The organism is Lactobacillus sp. OTU4228 (genome assembly GCF_001006945.1).
Taxonomy (GTDB): domain Bacteria; phylum Bacillota; class Bacilli; order Lactobacillales; family Lactobacillaceae; genus Lactobacillus; species Lactobacillus amylovorus.
The window spans coordinates 55,529-75,722 of record NZ_CDLD01000033.1 but is presented as its reverse complement, the minus strand read 5'-3'; the positions used below and the strand labels follow the sequence as shown (position 1 = coordinate 75,722).

The window sequence follows — 20,194 nt, the reverse complement described above, 5'->3', positions numbered from 1 at the left end:
AGTGGTTTTAAATGAAATAGATAGTAAGCAATTTAGAGATATGGTGCGTGTTGCCACCCACAGAATTGGTAAGAACGCTGAGTTTGTTAACTCATTGAACGTGTTCCCAGTTCCTGATGGTGATACTGGTACCAACATGAATTTAACTATTGAAAGTGGGGCAAGAGCCGTTTCTGAAAATCCTAGCAGCAATGTTGGTGATTTGACTGAAAGCTTAGCTAAAGGAATGTTGATGGGTGCACGTGGTAACAGTGGTGTTATTACTTCACAGTTGTTCCGCGGCTTCTACAAAGCTACTCAAGGCATGAAGACCTTAACTGCACAAGAATTGGCTAACGCCTTTTCAAATGGTGTAGCTACTGCTTATAAGGCAGTAATGAAACCTGTCGAAGGTACTATTTTGACTGTAGCTCGTGTTGCTGCTCAAGAAGGTGCTTCTAAGGCTAATGACACTGATGATGTTACTGAAGTAATGAAGGCAGTTGTTGAAGGTGCTAAGAAGGCTCTTAAATCAACTCCAGATTTACTTCCAGTATTGAAGCAAGTTGGTGTTGTTGACTCAGGTGGTCAAGGACTTTTGTTCATTTATGAAGGTTTCTTAGAAGGTCTTCTTGGTGAAAACTTTGCTGATCAATATCAACCTGACGAAACTGAAATGGATGAAATGATCAACGCAATGCACCACCAATCTTCTGTACAAAGTCAACTAGCTACTCAAGATATCAAGAACGGCTACTGTACTGAAATTATGGTTGACCTTAACGCTGACGTGCCAAACAAGAAGAAATTCGATTTGGAAGAATTCAGAAAGCACTTGTCAGGTTTGGGCGACTCACTTTTAGCTGTATCTGATGGTGAAATTGCTAAGGTTCACGTTCACACCGAACACCCTGGTGATGTCTTCAAGTACGGTAGTCAATTCGGTCAATTAGGCAAGATCAAGATCGACAACATGCGTATCCAACACGAAAGCATCGTTGATCAAGATGAAGAACAACAAGGATCAGTTGACTTTGCTGTTATTGCCGTAGCTTCTGGTAACGGTATTAGAAAATTGTTTGAAAGCGAAGGCGTAAACAGAATTATTTCTGGTGGTCAAACAATGAACCCATCAACCCAAGACTTTATTGATGCAATCAAGAAGTCAGGTGCTAAGAAGGCAATTGTTTTGCCAAACAACGGTAATATCGTGATGGCTGCTAAGCAAGCTGCAGAAGTTAGTGACATTCCAGTAGGTATCGTACCAAGCAAGACTATCTCACAAGGTCTTACTGCAATGCTTTCATTTAACCCAGATGCTTCCGTTGATGATAACGTTGAAGCTATGTCAGAAGATCTCGACACTGTAGTTTCAGGTGAAGTAACTCAAGCTACTCGTGATACTGAAATTGACGACGTAGAAATTCACAAGAATGATTACCTTGGTATCATCGACGGTAATATTAAGGTTGATAACGCTGATTTGATCAAGGCTACTACCGAAATGATCGAAAAGATGCTTGATGAAGATTCAGAAATCATTACCATCATGTTTGGTCGTGATTCAAATGAAGAAGAAGCACAAGAAGTGGTTAGCCAACTTGAAGAAAAACATGATGATCTTGAATTTGAAATTCATGATGGCGGTCAACCAGTATATCATTTCTTAGTATCAGTTGAATAAAATGTTAGATAATGCATTATTTGCTCCGGTAACAGATTTAAAAGGCGTAGGGACAAAGACTGCAGCTGATCTAGGAAGCTTAGGGATTTATAGTATTTATGACTTACTCTTTTATTTTCCTTTTCGATATGACGAACTTCAAACATTGCCGTTAGACCAAATCATGGATGGTCAAAAGGTAATGCTGAAAGGAATCGTAGCAACTGAGCCTTTTGTTAGTGGATTTGGATACAAGAAGAGCAGACTAAGCTTCAAAATAAGAATTGACCATGATATTGTCATGGTCAATTTTTTTAATCAACCGTGGCTGAAAAGTAAAATTGAGATTGGGCAAGAAGTTGCCATTTATGGTAAATACAATGTCGCTCGGCAAAGTTTGTCCGCCTTTAAATTTGTAGCTGCTAAAGAAAATGACAGTGGTATGGCGCCGATTTATCCAGTTAATCGACACGTAAAGCAAAAGAAGCTGATTAATTTAATTAATTTGGCTATTGATAGTTTCTTAGATCAGGTGCAGGATATTGTTCCAAAAGAAATCATGGAAAAGTATCGTCTGCTACATGATCAAGAAATTATTCAAAAAATGCATCACCCTAAAAATGGTCATGATGCTGAATTGGCTAAAAGAAGTGCGATTTTCCGTGAATTCTTCATTTTTGAATTGCAGCTGGCGTTGCTTGCAAATCATGATGGTAAGCAGCAGGGTTACCCTAAGAAATATGATTTAAAAGAAATAGCTAATTTGACTAAATCTTTGCCATTTGAGCTTTCTGATGATCAAAAGAAAGTTGTTAATGAAATTTTCGCGGATATGCACTCAGATGGTCAAATGAGAAGATTGCTTCAAGGTGATGTTGGCTCTGGTAAAACCATTGTAGCTGTTTATGCTATCTTTGCGGCAATTAGTGCGGGCTACCAGGCTGCCTTGATGGTGCCAACCGAAATCTTGGCTACGCAGCATTTTAAAAAGATTGATGAGTTGCTGCGTCCACTTGGCGTAAGAGTAGCTTTACTTACAGGTAATACTAAAACACTCGAGCGCCGTGAAATTTATTGCGAGTTAACGGACGGAACGATCAATGTCGTCATTGGTACTCATGCTTTAATCCAAAAGAACGTCATCTTTAAAAAGTTAGGCTTAGTCATCATTGATGAACAGCACAGGTTCGGTGTTGGTCAAAGACAAGCTTTGATCAATAAAGGTGACAATCCGGATATTTTAGCAATGACGGCAACGCCAATTCCTCGAACTTTGGCTCTGACTGTTTATGGCGATATGACAGTATCTGAAATTCATCATCTGCCGGCTGGCCGAAAACCAATCATTTCGGCTTGGAAGACCAGCAGCCAGATGAAAGACGTTTACAAGTTAATGTACGAGCAACTAGATCAGGGCTTCCAAATTTATGCGGTAACGCCATTGATTACAGAATCAGAAACTCTGGATTTAAAGAATGCTGAAGAATTGCATGAAAAATTAAGCCATGATTTTCCAGATCAGAATGTAGTGCTTTTACACGGACAAATGCCAGGAGCTAAAAAAGACGAGATCATGTCCGCCTTTGCTAGTGGTGAAATCAATATTTTGGTAACGACCAGCGTAATCGAAGTTGGAGTTGACGTAGCTAATGCCAACATGATGGTCATTTATAATGCCGATCGTTTTGGTCTAAGTCAATTGCACCAGCTGCGTGGAAGAATTGGACGTGGTCAAACACAAAGTTACTGTATCTTTATTGCAGATCCTAAGACGGATTCAGGCAAGGCTAGAATGAAAATCATTGCCGCAACCAACAATGGGTTTAAATTGGCTGAGGAAGATCTTAAAATGCGTGGTGAAGGTGATTTATTCGGTAAAGCTCAATCCGGTTTGCCAGAATTTCGCGTAGGTGATGTGGTCAATAATTACAATACGTTAGTAGTGGCCCAAAAGGTCGCCCGTGAGTTGGTTAAAGCAGATCCAGAATTAACAAGTCCGGAACATAATTCCTTAAAGCAAGTGTTAGAATATAAGCAATTAGAACAAAACAGAATTTAAAAAAGATGTGGTGAAAAAGTATATGAGAACAATTGCAATTGATGCCATGGGCGGTGAAAATGCCCCAGAAGCAATCATTGAGGCTGTTTTGAAAGCAAAAGGCGAAATGCCCGACACTAAATTTTTACTATTTGGTGATAAAGAACAATTGCGTAAATTAATTCCAGCTGATCAAATTAATGATCAATTGGGTGTTGTATCAACAACTGAAATTATTGAAGATGAAGATGAGCCAGTAAGAGCCATCAGAAAGAAAAAAGATTCTTCAATGGTGGTTGCCGCAAATTATGTTAAAGAAGGAAAAGCTGATGCACTTCTTTCATTAGGTAACACCGGTGCGCTTTTGGCATGTGGTATCTTTATCATCGGCCGAATTAAAGGCATCGTTCGTCCTGGTTTGATGCCAACGCTTCCTGCACAAAACAGTGATGATGGCTTTAACATGGTAGATGTAGGTGCTAACGCTAAGAGTAAGCCTGAATACTTGTTGCAATGGGCGCAAATGGCTTCTTATTATGCAGAAAAGATTCGCGGTATTGAAAATCCACGTATTAGCCTTTTAAATGTTGGTGCAGAAAGCGACAAGGGTGACGATGTTCACCAACAAGCTTATCAATTGCTGAAGGATAGTTCATTGAACTTCCAAGGAAATATTGAAGGTAACGAACTATTGCTTGGCAACGCTGATGTTGTAGTTACTGATGGTTTTACCGGCAATGCCGTTCTTAAAAATATCGAAGGAACTTCAAGCGTTCTTTTACATCTATTAAAAGACAGTCTTTTAAATGGTGGCGTCATGACTAAGCTTGGTGCTTTAATGGTCAGGGGTTCATTATCCAGCCTTAGATCAAAATTTGATACTGCTAAGTATGGTGGAGCTGTCCTTCTTGGTGTCAATGCACCAGTTGTTAAGACACACGGCCGTTCAGATGTAAGACCGATTTACTACACCTTGAAGCAGGTTGATAAAATGATTAAAGAAAATCTTGTTGAAGATTTTAAAGACGAATTTGCTTCAAAATAGTAAAATAATTTATTAAAAAGGAGGAATATTTATATGTCAAAAGAAGAGATTTTTAATAAGATCAAAGATTTGATTGCTGAAAATTTTGATGTAGATAAAGACAAGATCACTGAAAGTACTAGCTTTACCGACGATTTGGATGCTGATTCAATTGACCTAGTAGAATTCATTTTGCAACTTGAAGATGAATTCGGCTCAGAAATCCCTGATGAAGAAGCTGAAAAGATTAAAACAGTTGGGGATGCAGTCTCATATATCGAGTCTCATCAAGGTTAATTTCCTAAAAAAAGCCGTGTAGCTATTTGCATACGACCAGCTTTGTGTTTATAATTAGAAAATAAATAGAAAAGATTAAACGGCTTTTAATGAACAAAGCCATAAATGGAGGAATGACCTTTGGAAAAGCAGAGTGATCTATTATTAGATATTCAGCACCTGCATACGGCGTACCGTTTGCAAGGGAAATTCTATGATGCTGCAGATGATATTAATTTGACTTTGAAGCGTGACGAAATTCTTGCTATCGTAGGCGAATCTGGTTGCGGTAAGAGTACTATCGCTGCAAGTATTATTGGATTGTATGACCATAAAAACACTAAAGTTACAGGTGATATTCTTTACAACGAATTGAACCTAGTTGGTTTGAATGAATCATTGTTTAATAAGATTCGTGGCGACAAGATCGGTATGATCTTCCAAGACCCACTAGCCAGCTTGAATCCTTTGATGCGTGTTGGTGATCAAGTAGCTGAAACTTTATACTACCATACGGATATGGATGAAAAGGCACGTCATGCACGTGTTATTGAATTGTTTAATCAAGTAGGTATGCCTAAGCCTGAAGAAATGTACGCAATGTATCCACACGAATTATCAGGTGGTTTGCGTCAACGTGTCGTTATTGCGATGGCTATCGCATGTAAGCCTGAAATCATCATTGCTGATGAACCAACAACAGCTTTGGATGTAACTATCCAAGCTCAAATTTTGGACTTGCTTGAAGACATTCAAAAGCAATCACACTCAGGTATTATTTTGATTACACACGACTTGGGCGTTGTGGCAGAAACTGCAGATGAAGTTGCTGTTATGTATGCTGGTCAAATCGTAGAAAAATCAGATGTAAAGACGATTTTCGAAAATCCTCTTCATCCGTACACAAGATCATTGCTTAATTCAATGCCTCAATCTGATGATTCAGATGAGGACCTCCATGTTATTCATGGTACTGTGCCATCACTTAAGAATATGCCACGTACAGGTGATAGATTTGCTGCTAGAATCCCATGGATTCCAGCAAGCGCTCATGAAGAAAATCCACAAGTACACGAAGTAGTCCCAGGTCACTGGGTAAGATGTACTTGCTGGAAGACCTTCCATTTTGAAGACGAAACGCAAAAAGCAGCAAGTGGGGAGTAGTATATGGGCAAAGAAATAATTCAGATTAAAGATTTAAAAGTATATTACCCAATTCGTTCAGGCTTTTGGAACAGAATTACTGATTATGTTCGTGCCGTTGATGGGGTTAACTTCTCAATTGGTGAAGGTGAAACCTACGGCTTAATTGGTGAATCTGGTTCTGGTAAGTCAACGACTGGTAAGGTAATTGTTGGTGTTGAAAAAGCTACTAGTGGTCAAATTATGTATAAGGGCCTAGACGTAACTAAGGCAAGCAATCGTAGAAAGCTTGACTACAACAAGGATGTTCAAATGATTTTCCAGGATTCAATGTCAAGTTTGAACCCAAGAAAGAGAATCGAAGATATCATTGCTGAGCCAATCAGAAACTTCGAAAACTTGACTACTGATCAAGAACGTGATCGTGTACAAGAATTACTCGATATTGTAGGGATGCCTAGTGATGCGATTTACAAATATCCTCATGAATTCTCTGGTGGTCAGCGTCAAAGAATTGGTGTTGCTCGTGCGGTAGCTACGAATCCAAAATTGATTGTAGCCGATGAACCAACTAGTGCTTTGGACTTATCAGTTCAAGCTCAGGTTTTGAACTTCATGAAGCACATTCAACAACAATACAACATTGCATACTTATTCATTTCTCACGACTTAGGCGTGGTTAAGCATATGTCAGAAAATTTGGCGATTATGCACCGTGGTCGTTTGGTAGAACTGGGTAGCCGTGATGAAATTTACAAGCACCCAATTCATATTTATACTAAGCGACTTCTTTCCGCAATTCCTAGGGTAGACGTAGAACACCGTGAAGAACACAAGAAGCACCGTGAACAAGTCGAAAGAGAATTTAAGGAAAACCAAAGCAAGTGGTATGACGAAAATGGTCGTGTTTACCCACTTCAAAAGGTAGCTCCTAACCACTGGGTAGCTTTGCCAAAAGACATGGCACAAGAAGCTAAAATTGAAGAACGAGAAGAAAAGGAGAGTGATTAAGCATGTGGAAAACAATCTTACGTCGTTTATTAATCATGATCCCTCAATTGATCATCTTGAGTCTGCTCGTCTTCCTTTTAGCTAAGATGATGCCTGGTGACCCATTCAGCGGATCAATCAACCCTAACACTGACCCGAAGCAAATTGAAGCTTTAAAAAGAGCTGCTGGTCTTTATGATCCTTGGTACGTGCAATACTTTAGATGGGTGGGCAACTTGTTCCATGGTGATTTAGGTACAAGTTACATCCAGCACGTTCCAGTAGTTTCATTGATTGCCGATCGTGCAAACAATACTTTCTGGCTTTCACTTTTGACTACAATTTTGACTTATAGTATTGCTATTCCTCTTGGTATCACTGCTGGTCGTCACCAAGATGAATGGCAAGATACTAGTGTTCAAATCTTTAACTACATTACTTTGGCAACGCCAGGGTTCGTATTCTATATCTTAGGATTATGGCTCTTCGGCTTTACTTTAGGTTGGTTCCCAATCTCAGGTTCAGTTTCAGCTAACGCGTCAGGATTCTGGGGCGTGCTTGGCAGTAGACTTTACCACATGATTTTGCCAGCAGTCTTGTATGCTTTGATTACTACTACTGGTATCGTTCAGTACTTGAGAACTGGTATCGTTGACAACAAGGTTGAAGACTACGTCAGAACAGCTCGCAGTAAAGGTGTTCCTGAAAATGTCGTTTTCCATAAACACATTTTGAGAAACTCATTATTGCCAATCGCTGCCTTCCTTGGTAATACTATTACTGGTCTTCTTAGTGGTTCAATGATTATTGAAAGTGTCTTCAGTTATCCTGGTATGGGTAAGTTGTTCCTTGACTCAATCAGTCAACGTGACTACACCACTTTAACTGCTTTGATTCTTATCTTTGGTATTTTGACTTTAATTGGTAACTTATTGTCAGATATCATTATGAGTATTATTGACCCACGTATTAGAATTCAATAGGGAGGAGAGAAGAAATGGCTGATAAGAAGAAAGATACTGCTACAAAGAAAGCAAGTAAAAAAGACGCTACACCAAAGGCTACTCTCCCACCTTCTGGATTCAAGGTGGCTGTACGTGAAATTTTACGTTCTAAGTCTGCTTTAACAGCGTTGATTATCATTATTTTAATTTTGTTATTCACTTTTGGTGGTTCACTGTTCTTGAATAGAGCACAAATTACTGAAATGAATATCGCTGACGCATATTACGGTTGGGGCCAAGGTGGTCACCTTCTTGGTACTGATGATGGTGGTCGTGACATTTTGAAGCTACTCATCATGGGTGGACGTAACTCAATCATGATCGGTATCTCAGTTACTGTAATCACTGAAATCGTTGGGTTGGTAGTCGGATTAGTTTCTGGTTACTATGGTGGTGTTATTGATGTCATCATCATGAGAATAGTTGACTTCATTCAAATTTTGCCACAAATGCCAATTATCATTGTTTTGACTACAGTTATTCCTAACTACAACGCTGTAACTTTGGTATTCTTGATCGCGATGTTCGGATGGACGACGACGGCACGTTATTACCGTTCATTCATTCTGTCACAACGTGACCGTGACTATGTTTTGGCATCAAAGACATCAGGCTCATCTAACTTACAAATCATGTTCCGTGAAGTTTTGCCAAACATTACTTCAATGATTATCATCGACGTTGTTTTAACTATTGCTGGTAACATTGGTATTGAAACTAGTCTGTCTTTCTTGGGCTATGGGTTGCCAACTACTACACCATCACTTGGTACTTTGATTGGATTTGCTGATGACCCAGTTAACGTTATTAACCGTCCATGGTTATGGCTTCCAGCTACTATCTTGCTTTTGGTAATTTCCTTAAGTATTAACTACGTTGGTCGTGCTCTTCAACGTGCTGGTGACGCAAGACAACGTGAAAATTAATAATCTAATAAATATATTAAAACAGCTCTATCGCTTGATAGAGCTGTTTTTGTGTCTGCATGATAATAAAGTTATGTAATTCTAATAAAATAAAAATTAAAAATAATTTCATAAAACTATTGAAAAACTAATATAGCGTGGTATTATTTAATCATCAACTTGATTCAAAGATTTTTAATAAAAATCATAAAAGATATCCTAGATGGAGGAATAATTATATGAAATTAACAAAGATTTTAGGTTCTGTCGGAGTAGTTTCCGCGGCCGCATTAGCATTGGCTGCTTGTGGTCAAAGCGGTAACAGCAATAACCAAGGAGCAAAGGATGCTAAGAAGTTTCCAGATTCAACTCCTAAGAAAGCTACCAAGCAGGGTGGTACCGTTTCTGTAGCTTTGGAAACTGATACTCCATTTACTGGAATCTTTTCAGATGAATTATCAACTTCCGCAATTGACTCAAATGTAGCTGCACCTGGTGAAGAATCATTATTCGATACTGATGATCATTACAGAATTAACAATAAAGGTGCCGCAACTATGAAACTTGACCGTAAGGCCAAGACAGTAACCATCACTGTTAAGAAGGGTGTTAAGTGGTCAGACGGTAAGCAAGTAAATGCTAAAGACCTTGAATATCCATACGAAATTTTGGCAAACAAGAAGACTCAAGCACAACGTTACGATTCAACTCTTGAGTCAATTCAAGGTATGAAAGAATACCACGAAGGCAAGGCTAAGACTATTTCTGGTATTGAAATGCCAGATGGTGAAAAGGGTCGTACAATTGTAATTCACTACAAACAAATGAGACCAGGTATGTACTTCTCAGGTAACGGCTACTTCTGGGAATCAGCTGCACCATACCACTACTTAAAGAATGTTCCATTTAACAAGCTTCAATCATGTGATCAAATCAGAAAGAAGCCATTATACTTTGGTCCATTTAAACTTGATAAGCTTGTTCGTGGTCAATCAGTAACTTGGGTACCAAACAAGTACTACTGGAGAGGTAAACCAAAGTTAAACAAGGTTGTAATCCAAGTAGTTAGCCCTAACTCAGCTTCGCAAGCTATTAAGAGTCACAAGTTCGATATCGCTGGCGTAATTAACTCACAATGGGATCAAGTTAAGAACACCAAGGGTGTTAACTGGGTTGCTCAAGTTCCATTGGCATACAACTACGTTGGTTTTAAGATGGGTAAATGGGACGCTAAGACTGGCAAGAATGTCATGGATAAGAACTCCAAGGTTTCCAACAAGTCATTGCGTCAAGCTATTGGTTATGCAATGAACATTGATGCCGTTAACAAGCGTTACACCCAAGGCTTGAGCTTCAGAGTTAATACTTTAATTCCTTCAGGCTTCGGTGAATACCACGACAGCAGCATCAAGGGCTACAACTACAACTTGAAGAAGGCTAACCAATTATTGGACAAGGCTGGCTACAAGAAGAAGGGTAAGTGGCGTGTACAACCTAACGGTAAGCCATTAGTACTTCACTTTGCTGCTATGTCAGGTTCACCAAACGCTGAAGCTATTGCTCAAAACTACTTACAACAATGGCACAAGATCGGTTTGAACGTTAAGCTTACTGGTGGTCGTTTGATGGAATTCAACTCATTCTACGACAAGGTTCAAAACGATTCTAAGGATATCGACTTCTTCCAAGCAGGTTGGAGCTTAGCTTCTGAACCATCACAAGGAAGCATGTACGGTGAAACTTCACCAATGAACTACGAACGTTTCGTAACTCCAGAAAACAACAAGCTGCTTGCTGAAATGGACTCAGAGAAGTCATTTAACACTAAGTACCGTGTAAAGGTCTTCCACCAATGGCAAAAGTACATGTTCGATGAAGCCTTTGTAATCCCAACCAGCAACTCATACAGTATCAATGCTGTAAACAACAAGATCACCGGTTACTCAACTAAGCCATCACAAAACAACAACGGTCACCAATTATGGTACCAAGTAGGTTACGCTAAGTAATTAGGCACATTAGTAAAAATCTCCAAAATTTCTAAACAATAAATAATCCTTTACATAAACTTTCATATTAAAAATCTAATAACTAACATAAAAAAGCGACAGATGTCTTAAAAAGATACCTGCCGTTTTCATGCTATTGTAACTATTTTGTAATAGTGCTATTATTGATAGTATCAACTTGTTCCAAGTTATGGAGGATTTTTACTAATGAAAAAGGCAAAAGTATTTGCTGGCATTACACTTTTATCAGGTGTTGCTCTTACTTTAGCAGCTTGTGGGAAGTCATCTAATCAAAACGCTAATGAAGCTTCAACTGCTGCTAAGTTTAGTTCAGTTGTTCCAAAGAAGGCTACCAAGAACGGTGGTACTGTAAAGGTTGCTGTTGAAACCGATACCCCATTCACAGGTATTTTTAATGATGAACTTTCAACTTCAGCAACTGATACCGAAGTTATGCAATATGGTGCTGAATCACTTTTCTCAACTGATGATCATTATGTCTTCACTAATAAGGGTGCAGCTACCATTAAGATTGACCAAAAGGCCAAGACTGCAACTATCAACATTAAGAAGGGCGTTAAGTGGTCAGATGGTAAGCAAGTAACCGCTAAGGACTACGAATACGCTTACGAAATTATTGCTAACAAGAATTCTAAGTCACAACGTTACACTGCAAGTTTAGCTGACTTGGTAGGTTTGAAAGAATACCACGAAGGTAAGGCAAGCACTATTTCTGGTCTTGAAATGCCAGATGGTGAAAATGGTCGTAAGGTTGTTCTTCACTTTAAGACTATGAAGCCAGGTATGAACACTAGTGGTAATGGCTACATCTGGGAAGCTGCAGCACCTTACCACTACTTAAAGGACGTTAAATTCTCAGACTTAATGTCAAGCGACAAGATCCGTAAGAAGCCTTTGTTCTTTGGTCCATACAAGCTTCAAAAACTTGTTCGTGGTCAATCAGCTACTTGGGTACCAAACAAGTACTACTACAAGGGCAAGCCAAAGCTTAGCAAGATTACCGCTACTGTAATCAACCCTAACTCAGTTGCTCAAAGTATTAAGTCAAACAAGTTTGACGTTATCCAAGTTATCAACTCACAATGGCCAAACGTTAAGAATACTAAGGGCGTTAACTTCATTGCTACTGTTCCACTTTCATACTCATACCTTGGCTTTAAGGTAGGTAAGTGGGACGCTAAGAAGGGCGAAAACGTAATGAACCCTAAGTCCAAGATGAACAACAAGGCTCTTCGTCAAGCCATTGGTTACGGTATGAACGTTAACCAAGTTGCTAAGCGTTACTCATACGGCTTAAGCTTTAGAATTCCTACTTTGATTCTTAAGCAATTCGGTGACTACTTCGACAAGGATGTTAAGGGTTACTCATACAACATTAAGAAGGGTAACGAAATCTTGGACAAGGCTGGCTACAAGAAGAAGGGTACTTACCGTGTACAACCTAACGGTAAGCCTTTGACTATTCATCTTGCAGCTATGAGTGGTAATGCTAACCAAGAACCAATCATCCAAAACTACATCCAACAATGGAAGAAGGAAGGTTTGAACGTTAAGCTTACTGGCGGTCGTTTAATTGAATTTAACTCATTCTACGACAAGGTTCAAAACGATGACCCATCAGTTGATATGTTCATGGGTGCATGGTCACTTTCAAGTGAACCATCACCAAACGACCTTTACAGTCAAACAGCTCCAATGAACTACTCACGTTTCGTAACTAAGAAGAACACTCAACTTCTTGATGAAATGGACTCACAAAAGGCCTTCAACCACCAATACAGAATTGATAAATTCCACGAATGGCAAAAGTACATGGATGACGAAGCTTACGTTCTTCCTGTATCAAACAGTTACACTATTACTGCAGTTAACAAGAAACTTACTGGCTACTCACTTAAGCCATCAGCTTCAATGGGTAACGGTTTCCCTAACTGGTACAATGTAGCTTACGCTAAGTAATAAAAATTACTAAATATTAAAAGACTACTTCATTTTTTTGAAGTAGTCTTTTTTGACATTCAAATTTTAGTGGTAAAACTGGTATAATTTACTAGGTATAAAGGGGCAATTATATGGTAAGTACAAAATTTTTAAAGAAATTAAAAGACGAATATAATGTTAAATTTAATAATGAAAAATTACTAGAAGAAGCATTTACGCATTCTTCATATTCAAATGAACACCCTGACGCTGGGATTCGTGATTATGAAAAACTAGAATTTTTAGGTGATGCCGTTCTTGAATTGGCTGTATCTAATTATTTGTATCGTCATTACCCTAAGTTAAATGAAGGTGAATTAACTAGATTAAGATCTAATATTGTTAGAACTGAAGGCTTCTCTGAATTTGCGATTGAATGTGGTTTTCAAAAAGAAATTCATTTGGGCAATGGTGAAGAAAAAGCTGGTGCTAGAAGCCGTAAAACTTTACTAGAAGACGTTTTTGAAGCTTTTAATGGTGCTTTATATCTTGATCAAGGGATGCCAGCAGTTGAGCACTTCTTGCATTTAACAGTTTATCCTTTAATTGATAAGGGTGAGTTTGATGATTCACGCGATTATAAGACGGACTTGCAGGAATTGTTGCAACAAAATGGTCCCGTTAATATTGAATATTCAGTCATCAGTGAATCACAATTGCCATCGCACTTTGAAGTTGAATTAAAGATCAATGATGAGGCTAAGACTCGCGGCGAAGGCCATAATAAGAAGGCGGCAGAACAACAAGCTGCCAAGGCTGCATTAAAAGAATTAGAGTAAGGGGACGAAAAAGTGCCATTAACAGAATTAGTGCTTGATGGTTTTAAATCATTTGCGGAAAAGACAACTATTCATTTTAATGACGGAATTACTGGCATCGTTGGACCTAATGGTAGTGGTAAAAGTAACATCACTGAAGCTATCCGTTGGGTAATGGGTGAATCCAGTGCTAAATCCCTTCGTGGTACCAACATGAAGGATGTCATTTTTGCTGGTAGTCAATATCGTAAGCCACTGAATAAAGCAGAAGTTACTTTAGTATTTGATAATAAAGATCGTGAATTGGCTTTTGACGCCGATCAAGTTTCAATTACCAGAAGAATTTTGCGTTCAGGCGACAGTGAATTTCTGATCAACAATCAACAAGTTAGAATGCGCGATGTTCGTGCACTTTTCCTTGATTCAGGAATTTCACCAAATAGTTTGGCCATTATTTCCCAGGGACGCGTTGATCAAATCTTAAATTCTCGTCCAGAACAAAGACGACTTATTTTCGAGGAAGCAGCTGGTGTGCTTCACTTTAAGCAGCAAAAAGAAGAAGCACAGACGCAACTCAAAAAGACACAAGATAACTTAATTAGAATTAATGATTTAGTTAAAGAACTCGAAGGTCGTCTTGAGCCGTTACATGAACAAAGCTCACTGGCTAAAGAATATCAATTTCAAAAGGCAGGTTTAGACAAGAAATTAAAGAGTCTATTGGCTTTTGAAATTGAAGATATCAACCGTCAAAAAGAAGATGTAGAAAAGTCTGCTAAGAAGAGTCAAGTTCTTTTATCTAAATTAGATAATGAAGTTAAGGACTCTCAAGATGCAGTTTCTGAAAAACGAGGCGAGTATAAGAAGCTGCAAACTGAGCGTGATAATACGCAAAAGCAACTGCTTGAATTAAGTAAGAAGTTGTCCGATTTGGATGCTAGCTTGCAAATGGCAGAGCAATCTCGTCAGTTTGATGATGCGACTAAGGTCGAGTATCAAAATCAAGTTAAGAGTTTGAAAAATAGCCTGGTTAAATTAAATGAAGACTTGGCTTCTTTGCAAAAGAATGCGACAGAGTTAAAGGATAAGCAGGCTGTTTTACAAAAGCAACGTGATGAATTAACTGCAGAATTAAAGGAAGATCCAGAAGAATTAAATAAGAAACTGGAAAGCTGCAGAAATGATTATATTCAGTTGCTTCAAGATCAAGCGACGACTAATAACCAAATCGTTAACTTGAATACTGAATTAAAGCGAAGCAAAGTCGATACTAGTTATCAAAATAGCGATGTCTCAAAGCAATTAAGTGAGGCAAAGACTGAACTCGAGAAGCTCCGTGCCGAAGGCAAAACTTTAACTGAAAAGCGCAAGAGTGAAAAGATCAAGTTAGCCGAAGTTGGCGATCAAAATAGCGACTTGACTAATAAGGTTAATCAATTGCGTCAGACAGTTGCCAATGAGCGAGGAAAATTAGAAAAAATTGAGGCTCGTCATGAAGCTTTAGTTAACATCCAAAAACGTCACGAGGGTTATTACTATGGTGTTCGTAATGTTTTAAACAACATGAATGCCTTTCCTGGCGTAATTGGTGCAGTAGGTGAATTGATTTCCTTCCCAGTTGAACTAGAAGCTGCGATGACCACTGCTCTTGGGGGTGGCGTTCAGGATTTAATTACCGATAGCAGAATTAGTGCTAGAAACGCAATTAACCAATTGAAGCGCAATCGTGCAGGTCGTGCCACTTTCTTGCCATTAGACGGTTTGCGTCAATATGGCATCCCTCAATCAACCGTTACTACACTTGAATCATATGAGGGGTTTAGAGGCGTAGCTAGCGATTTAGTTGAAAGCAAAACTGAGCATAATATTAACGCTGCAATCAATTACTTATTGGGTAGCGTAATTATTGTAGATACGATTGATACTGCTTTATCTATTTCTAAGCGCATCAATCGCTATCGAATCGTTACTTTGGATGGGGATGTAATTTCACCTGGTGGTTCCATGACTGGTGGACAAAGAAATCAGCGGAATAACTCTCCATTGCAAACCGCTACTGAAATCAATCAGTTAGAAGCACAAATCAAGACTTTGACTAAGACTTTGAGAGAAGATCAGAATCAACTTGAAACCTTAGTTGATCAAGCCCAAAGAGTAAATGCTGAATTGCAAAAGCTTCAAAGTTCTTTGCAAGAAACTAATCAAGCAATTAATGAAGTTGCTATTTCTTTCCAAAGTCAAGAAAAAGAAGTTAAGCGTTTAACCGATGCTAATAATTTGTACGAATCTAGAATCAAAGAACGTGATTCTCGGATTAAAGAATTAAAGCAGCAGATTGAAGAAGCTCAAACCAAGCAAAATGAATTGACTAAGCAAGGTAAAGAGCAAAGAACTGCAATGAATCAGCTGCAAGAGCGAATTAGAAACTTTAACAGCTTGAGTCAAAAGGTTCAAGATCAGCTTTCCAAGTTGGATCCAGATATTGCGGTTTATACCAACAAATTAGAAAACTTGCGTAGCCAAGAAAATGAGAAGAAACAGCAGATTAGAAATAATCAAGAACAAACTGCTGATTTGACGCACAAACTGCAAGATTTAACTCAAAGTGGTGAGCGTTCAGTTCAAAAGAATACCGATCTGAAGAAGCAAAAAGCGGACCTCAAGCAGCAAACTGAAGACTTACAAACCAAGTTGAATGAGCTTAGTTCACAATTGGGTCAATTTGATGCGCAAATCAATCAGCTGGATCAAGTAGCTAGTCGAAACTATGAATTGCGTAAGGATGCCGCGATTGAACAAGAAGGCTATTCAGTGCAACTAGCTAAGTTCAATAGTGCAATTAATCAACGTCTTGAAACTTTGCGTGATGATTACTCATTAACTTATGAGGCAGCTCTTGCTCAGGCTGAAGGCGAAAATGATGAAGACACCAGAAATGAATTAGCTAAGAGCGTTAAACTGCATCGCATGTCAATTGAAGATATTGGTCCAGTTAACCTTGATTCAATTCAAGAATATGAAGATGTTAAAAAGCGTTATGACTTCTTGAGTGGTCAACAAAACGACTTGCTTAAGGCACGTGACGATCTTGAAAAGTCCATGAATGAACTTGATGAAGAGGTTAAAACTCGATTCAAGGATACGTTTAATACAATTGCAGACAGCTTTAAGCAAATCTTCCCTGTAGTCTTTGGCGGAGGAAAGGCTAAACTTGAACTAACCGAGCCAAATAACCTGCTTGAAACAGGAATTGAAATTATCGCTCAACCACCTGGCAAGAAATTGCAACGCTTAAGTTTGCTTTCTGGTGGTGAAAGAGCCTTAACTGCTATTACTTTGCTGTTCGCAATGTTGCAAGTAAATCCAGTACCATTCTGTGTACTAGATGAGGTGGAAGCTGCCCTTGATGATGCAAATGTAACTCGATTTGCCCAGTTTTTGCTTAAGTACGATATGAAGACGCAGTTTATCGTAATTACTCATAGACGTGGAACCATGCGTAAGGCTGATCAATTGTATGGTGTAGTAATGCAAGAATCTGGTGTTTCTCAAGTATTGTCTGTATCATTAAAAGAATTAAAGAACAAACATGAGGTGAGATAATTGGGATTATTTGATCGAATTAAAAAGTCTCTCTTTGGTAAAAAAGACGAGGACGAAGAAGAGAAAAAAGAAGAACAGCCAAAACAAGAGGAAGAAGAAAAGCAAGAAGAAGAATCAGCTGAACCTGAAAAAGAAGAGTCAGCTGAAGAAACTGCTGCAACAGAAGAATCTGAAGCAGAAACTACCTCTGAGGCTGAAAATGAACCTACATCTGAAACTGAAGTAGAACCAGAACCACAAGCTACTGAAGTGGAAAATTCTGAAGAGTCTGAACCAGTAGAAGAGAAGCCAGCCGAAGAAAAAACACATGAGGCTGAATCTGAAACTGAAGAAGAACAACCAGCAGAGCAAGAAAATGATGAGGAAAAATCCTCTGATGAAGAAGATGCTCAAGAAAAGCTTTATGAAAAGGGGCTTGAAAAAACCAATAAAGGTTTTGGTGCGCGTTTAAATGCCTTCTTTGCAAGATTTAGATCAGTAGATGAAGACTTCTTTGATGATCTTGAAGATTTGTTGATTGAATCTGATGTTGGTTTTGAAACAGCTGAACAATTAACCGATGAATTGCGTGAAGAAGCTAAGTTGCAAAATGCTAAATCACGTGATGATTTGAAGCAAGTAATCGTTGAAAAATTGGTTGACCTTTACGACCAAGGTGGTCAAGGTAAGGATGAAAAATTAGCTTACGATCCTGACGCTAAACCTAATGTTTACCTTTTTGTCGGAGTTAACGGTGCCGGAAAGACTACTACCATTGGTAAATTGGCTAAACGCTTTAAAGATGAAGGTAAATCCGTTATTTTGGCTGCAGCCGATACTTTTAGAGCAGGTGCGGTTGAACAATTGGAAGAATGGGGCAAGCGTGTTGGTGTCCCTGTTGTAACTGGTAAAGAGAAGGCAGATCCTGCTTCAGTTGTCTACGATGCTACTGAACGGGCAATTAAAGAACAAGCTGATTATCTGTTAGTTGATACAGCAGGTCGTTTGCAAAATAAGAAGAACTTGATGGCTGAGCTTGAAAAGATTCAAAGAACGATCAAGAAATTATTGCCTGAACAACCAGCAGAAACTTTATTGGTTCTTGATGGTTCAACTGGACAAAATGCCCTTTTGCAGGCCAAAGACTTTGACAAGACCACTAAGTTAACCGGTTTAGTTTTAACTAAGCTTGATGGCTCTTCAAAGGGTGGAGTTGTTTTGGCAATCCGTAACGAAATGAAGTTGCCAGTTAAATTGGTTGGTTTAGGTGAAAAGGCAGAAGATTTAGCAGATTTTGATGCTGCAAATTATGCTATTGGTCTTTTCCACGGCCTAGTCTAGTGATAAAGTAAAAGCATATACTATATTAGTTATAAGGAGAATTTTATGAAAGAATATAGCGCTTGTACTACTATCTTAGTAGGTAAGAAAGCATCAATCGATGGCACTACCATGATTGCTCGTAACGATGATACTTTCCGTCCTATTACCCCACAAAAGTTCATTATTGAACCAGCTCGTCATGGTGAAAAGAAGCACATTAAGTCATGGCTTAACAAGTTTGAAATGGATCTTCCAGAAGATGCTCAACGTGTTCCAGCCGTACCTAATGTTGATTACAAGCACCGTGGTTACTACGACGAAAGTGGTATTAACCAAGAAAACGTTGCTATGTCATGTACCGAATCAACTTACGGTAACGAAAGAACCTTAGCATTCGATCCACTTGTTAAGGATGGTTTGGATGAAGACTGTATGCAAACTTCAGTATTGCCATACATTCACTCAGCTCGTGATGGTGTTAAGTACTTGGGTAAATTGATTGCTAAGTACGGTTCACCTGCTGGTAACTCAGTTTTATTCAGTGACAAAGATGAAATCTGGTACATGGAAATCGTTACTGGTCACCACTGGGTAGCAGAACGTATTCCAGATGATTGCTACGCTGCAACTGGTAACCGTGTAGCTATTGAACAAGTTGACTTCGACAACCCTGATTACTTCATGTGGAGTGAAGGCATTCAAGAATTCGTTGAAAAGCACCACTTGAACCCAGATCACGAAGGCTGGAACTTCCGTCACATTTTCGGTACTTACACTGAACAAGACCGTCACTACAACACTAACCGTCAATGGTACATTCAAAAGTTGTTCAACCCTGAAATTGAACAAGACCCACAAGATGGTGATATTCCATTCATCCGTAAGGCTGCTAAGAAGATTACCAAGGAAGATATTGAATTTGCATTAGGTTCACACTACCAAGACACTCCATATGATCCATTTGGTAAGGGTACCGATGAAGAAAAGCACCGCTACCGTCCAATTGGTTTGAACCGTACACAAAACGCTCATATCTTGCAAATCAGAAGTGATGTTCCAGAAGACCGTGCCGCAATTATGTGGTTATGTATTGGTGGTCCAACATTTACTCCATTCATTCCATTCTTTGCTAACATGAACGATACTGATCCTTCATTTAACAATACTTCAATGGATTACAACATGAATGACGCATGGTGGTACTACAAGTCATTTGCAGCCATTGTAGAAAGTCACTACCCACAATTTGTTCAACTTGATACTACTTACCTTACTGAACTTAACCGTTACTTCAGAGGTCGTGTTGAAGAAATTATCAAGGACTCGGAAGGCAAGTCAGGCGATGAATTGACTGAATTCTTGACTAAAGAAAACCAAAAGACTGTTGCTCATACTCGTAAGGAAACTGAAAAGTTATGGGGTCAAATGATGATTGACTCAATCAACATGTCTAAGTTGACTTTCAACATGGATGAAAATCTTTAATAATAGATAAAAAA

Annotated in this window: 14 protein-coding genes; all 14 read left to right on the top strand. The window is 38.8% G+C overall.

All coding sequences use genetic code 11. From position 1 onward, the window contains the following. Nucleotide 1 precedes the first annotated feature (1 nt). Nucleotides 2–1,663: a DAK2 domain-containing protein gene (locus tag BN1206_RS06180; protein ID WP_013438185.1), complete on the top strand. Its 1,662-nt coding sequence runs from the start codon at nt 2–4 to the stop codon at nt 1,661–1,663. A 1-nt stretch (nt 1,664) separates the two neighbouring features. Then, a complete protein-coding gene (recG, locus tag BN1206_RS06175) occupies nt 1,665–3,701 on the top strand; it encodes an ATP-dependent DNA helicase RecG (RefSeq protein WP_014565966.1) in 2,037 nt (678 codons plus the stop codon). A gap of 22 nt (nt 3,702–3,723) precedes the next feature. Further along, nucleotides 3,724–4,725 (top strand): phosphate acyltransferase PlsX, encoded by a 1,002-nt coding sequence (gene plsX, locus BN1206_RS06170; protein WP_013438183.1) that lies wholly within the window; start codon nt 3,724–3,726, stop codon nt 4,723–4,725. 33 nt (nt 4,726–4,758) lie between these two features. Further along, a complete protein-coding gene (gene acpP / locus BN1206_RS06165; protein ID WP_013438182.1) occupies nt 4,759–5,001 on the top strand; it encodes an acyl carrier protein in 243 nt (80 codons plus the stop codon). A 120-nt stretch (nt 5,002–5,121) separates the two neighbouring features. Further along, nucleotides 5,122–6,144: an ABC transporter ATP-binding protein gene (locus BN1206_RS06160; RefSeq protein ID WP_022087350.1), complete on the top strand. Its 1,023-nt coding sequence runs from the start codon at nt 5,122–5,124 to the stop codon at nt 6,142–6,144. A 3-nt stretch (nt 6,145–6,147) separates the two neighbouring features. Next, nucleotides 6,148–7,134 carry an ATP-binding cassette domain-containing protein gene (locus tag BN1206_RS06155; RefSeq protein ID WP_013642166.1) on the top strand — a complete coding sequence of 329 codons (987 nt, stop codon included), beginning with the start codon at nt 6,148–6,150 and terminating at the stop codon, nt 7,132–7,134. 2 nt (nt 7,135–7,136) lie between these two features. Beyond that, nucleotides 7,137–8,096 carry an oligopeptide ABC transporter permease gene (opp4B, locus tag BN1206_RS06150; RefSeq protein WP_013642165.1) on the top strand — a complete coding sequence of 320 codons (960 nt, stop codon included), beginning with the start codon at nt 7,137–7,139 and terminating at the stop codon, nt 8,094–8,096. Nucleotides 8,097–8,110: 14 nt separating this feature from the next. Continuing rightward, on the top strand, nt 8,111–9,043 hold the full coding sequence (locus tag BN1206_RS06145; protein ID WP_013642164.1) for an ABC transporter permease: 933 nt from the start codon (nt 8,111–8,113) through the stop codon (nt 9,041–9,043). 218 nt (nt 9,044–9,261) lie between these two features. Beyond that, nucleotides 9,262–11,031 (top strand): oligopeptide ABC transporter substrate-binding protein, encoded by a 1,770-nt coding sequence (locus tag BN1206_RS06140; RefSeq protein WP_052543064.1) that lies wholly within the window; start codon nt 9,262–9,264, stop codon nt 11,029–11,031. A 207-nt stretch (nt 11,032–11,238) separates the two neighbouring features. Beyond that, the gene (locus BN1206_RS06135; protein ID WP_052543063.1) at nt 11,239–13,011 is read left to right on the top strand and encodes an oligopeptide ABC transporter substrate-binding protein; all 1,773 of its coding nucleotides are present in this window, start codon (nt 11,239–11,241) and stop codon (nt 13,009–13,011) included. Between the two features lie 113 nt (nt 13,012–13,124). Then, nucleotides 13,125–13,811 carry a ribonuclease III gene (rnc, locus tag BN1206_RS06130; protein WP_013642162.1) on the top strand — a complete coding sequence of 229 codons (687 nt, stop codon included), beginning with the start codon at nt 13,125–13,127 and terminating at the stop codon, nt 13,809–13,811. Between the two features lie 12 nt (nt 13,812–13,823). Further along, nucleotides 13,824–17,393, top strand: a complete 3,570-nt coding sequence (gene smc / locus BN1206_RS06125; protein ID WP_052543062.1) for a chromosome segregation protein SMC — start codon at nt 13,824–13,826, stop codon at nt 17,391–17,393. Next, nucleotides 17,394–18,713, top strand: coding sequence for a signal recognition particle-docking protein FtsY (gene ftsY / locus BN1206_RS06120; protein WP_052543061.1), 1,320 nt, complete (start codon nt 17,394–17,396; stop codon nt 18,711–18,713). It abuts the gene before it with no gap. Between the two features lie 45 nt (nt 18,714–18,758). Then, the gene (locus BN1206_RS06115) at nt 18,759–20,180 is read left to right on the top strand and encodes a C69 family dipeptidase (RefSeq protein ID WP_013438172.1); all 1,422 of its coding nucleotides are present in this window, start codon (nt 18,759–18,761) and stop codon (nt 20,178–20,180) included. Nucleotides 20,181–20,194: the final 14 nt, after the last annotated feature.

Coding starts and splice junctions, on each gene's coding strand:
- acpP (WP_013438182.1), top strand. CDS start 4,759: ATGTCAAAAGAAGAGATTTTTAATAAGATCAAAGATTTGATTGCTGAA.
- BN1206_RS06140 (WP_052543064.1), top strand. CDS start 9,262: ATGAAATTAACAAAGATTTTAGGTTCTGTCGGAGTAGTTTCCGCGGCC.
- BN1206_RS06145 (WP_013642164.1), top strand. CDS start 8,111: ATGGCTGATAAGAAGAAAGATACTGCTACAAAGAAAGCAAGTAAAAAA.
- BN1206_RS06155 (WP_013642166.1), top strand. CDS start 6,148: ATGGGCAAAGAAATAATTCAGATTAAAGATTTAAAAGTATATTACCCA.
- plsX (WP_013438183.1), top strand. CDS start 3,724: ATGAGAACAATTGCAATTGATGCCATGGGCGGTGAAAATGCCCCAGAA.
- BN1206_RS06115 (WP_013438172.1), top strand. CDS start 18,759: ATGAAAGAATATAGCGCTTGTACTACTATCTTAGTAGGTAAGAAAGCA.
- BN1206_RS06135 (WP_052543063.1), top strand. CDS start 11,239: ATGAAAAAGGCAAAAGTATTTGCTGGCATTACACTTTTATCAGGTGTT.
- rnc (WP_013642162.1), top strand. CDS start 13,125: ATGGTAAGTACAAAATTTTTAAAGAAATTAAAAGACGAATATAATGTT.
- recG (WP_014565966.1), top strand. CDS start 1,665: ATGTTAGATAATGCATTATTTGCTCCGGTAACAGATTTAAAAGGCGTA.
- opp4B (WP_013642165.1), top strand. CDS start 7,137: ATGTGGAAAACAATCTTACGTCGTTTATTAATCATGATCCCTCAATTG.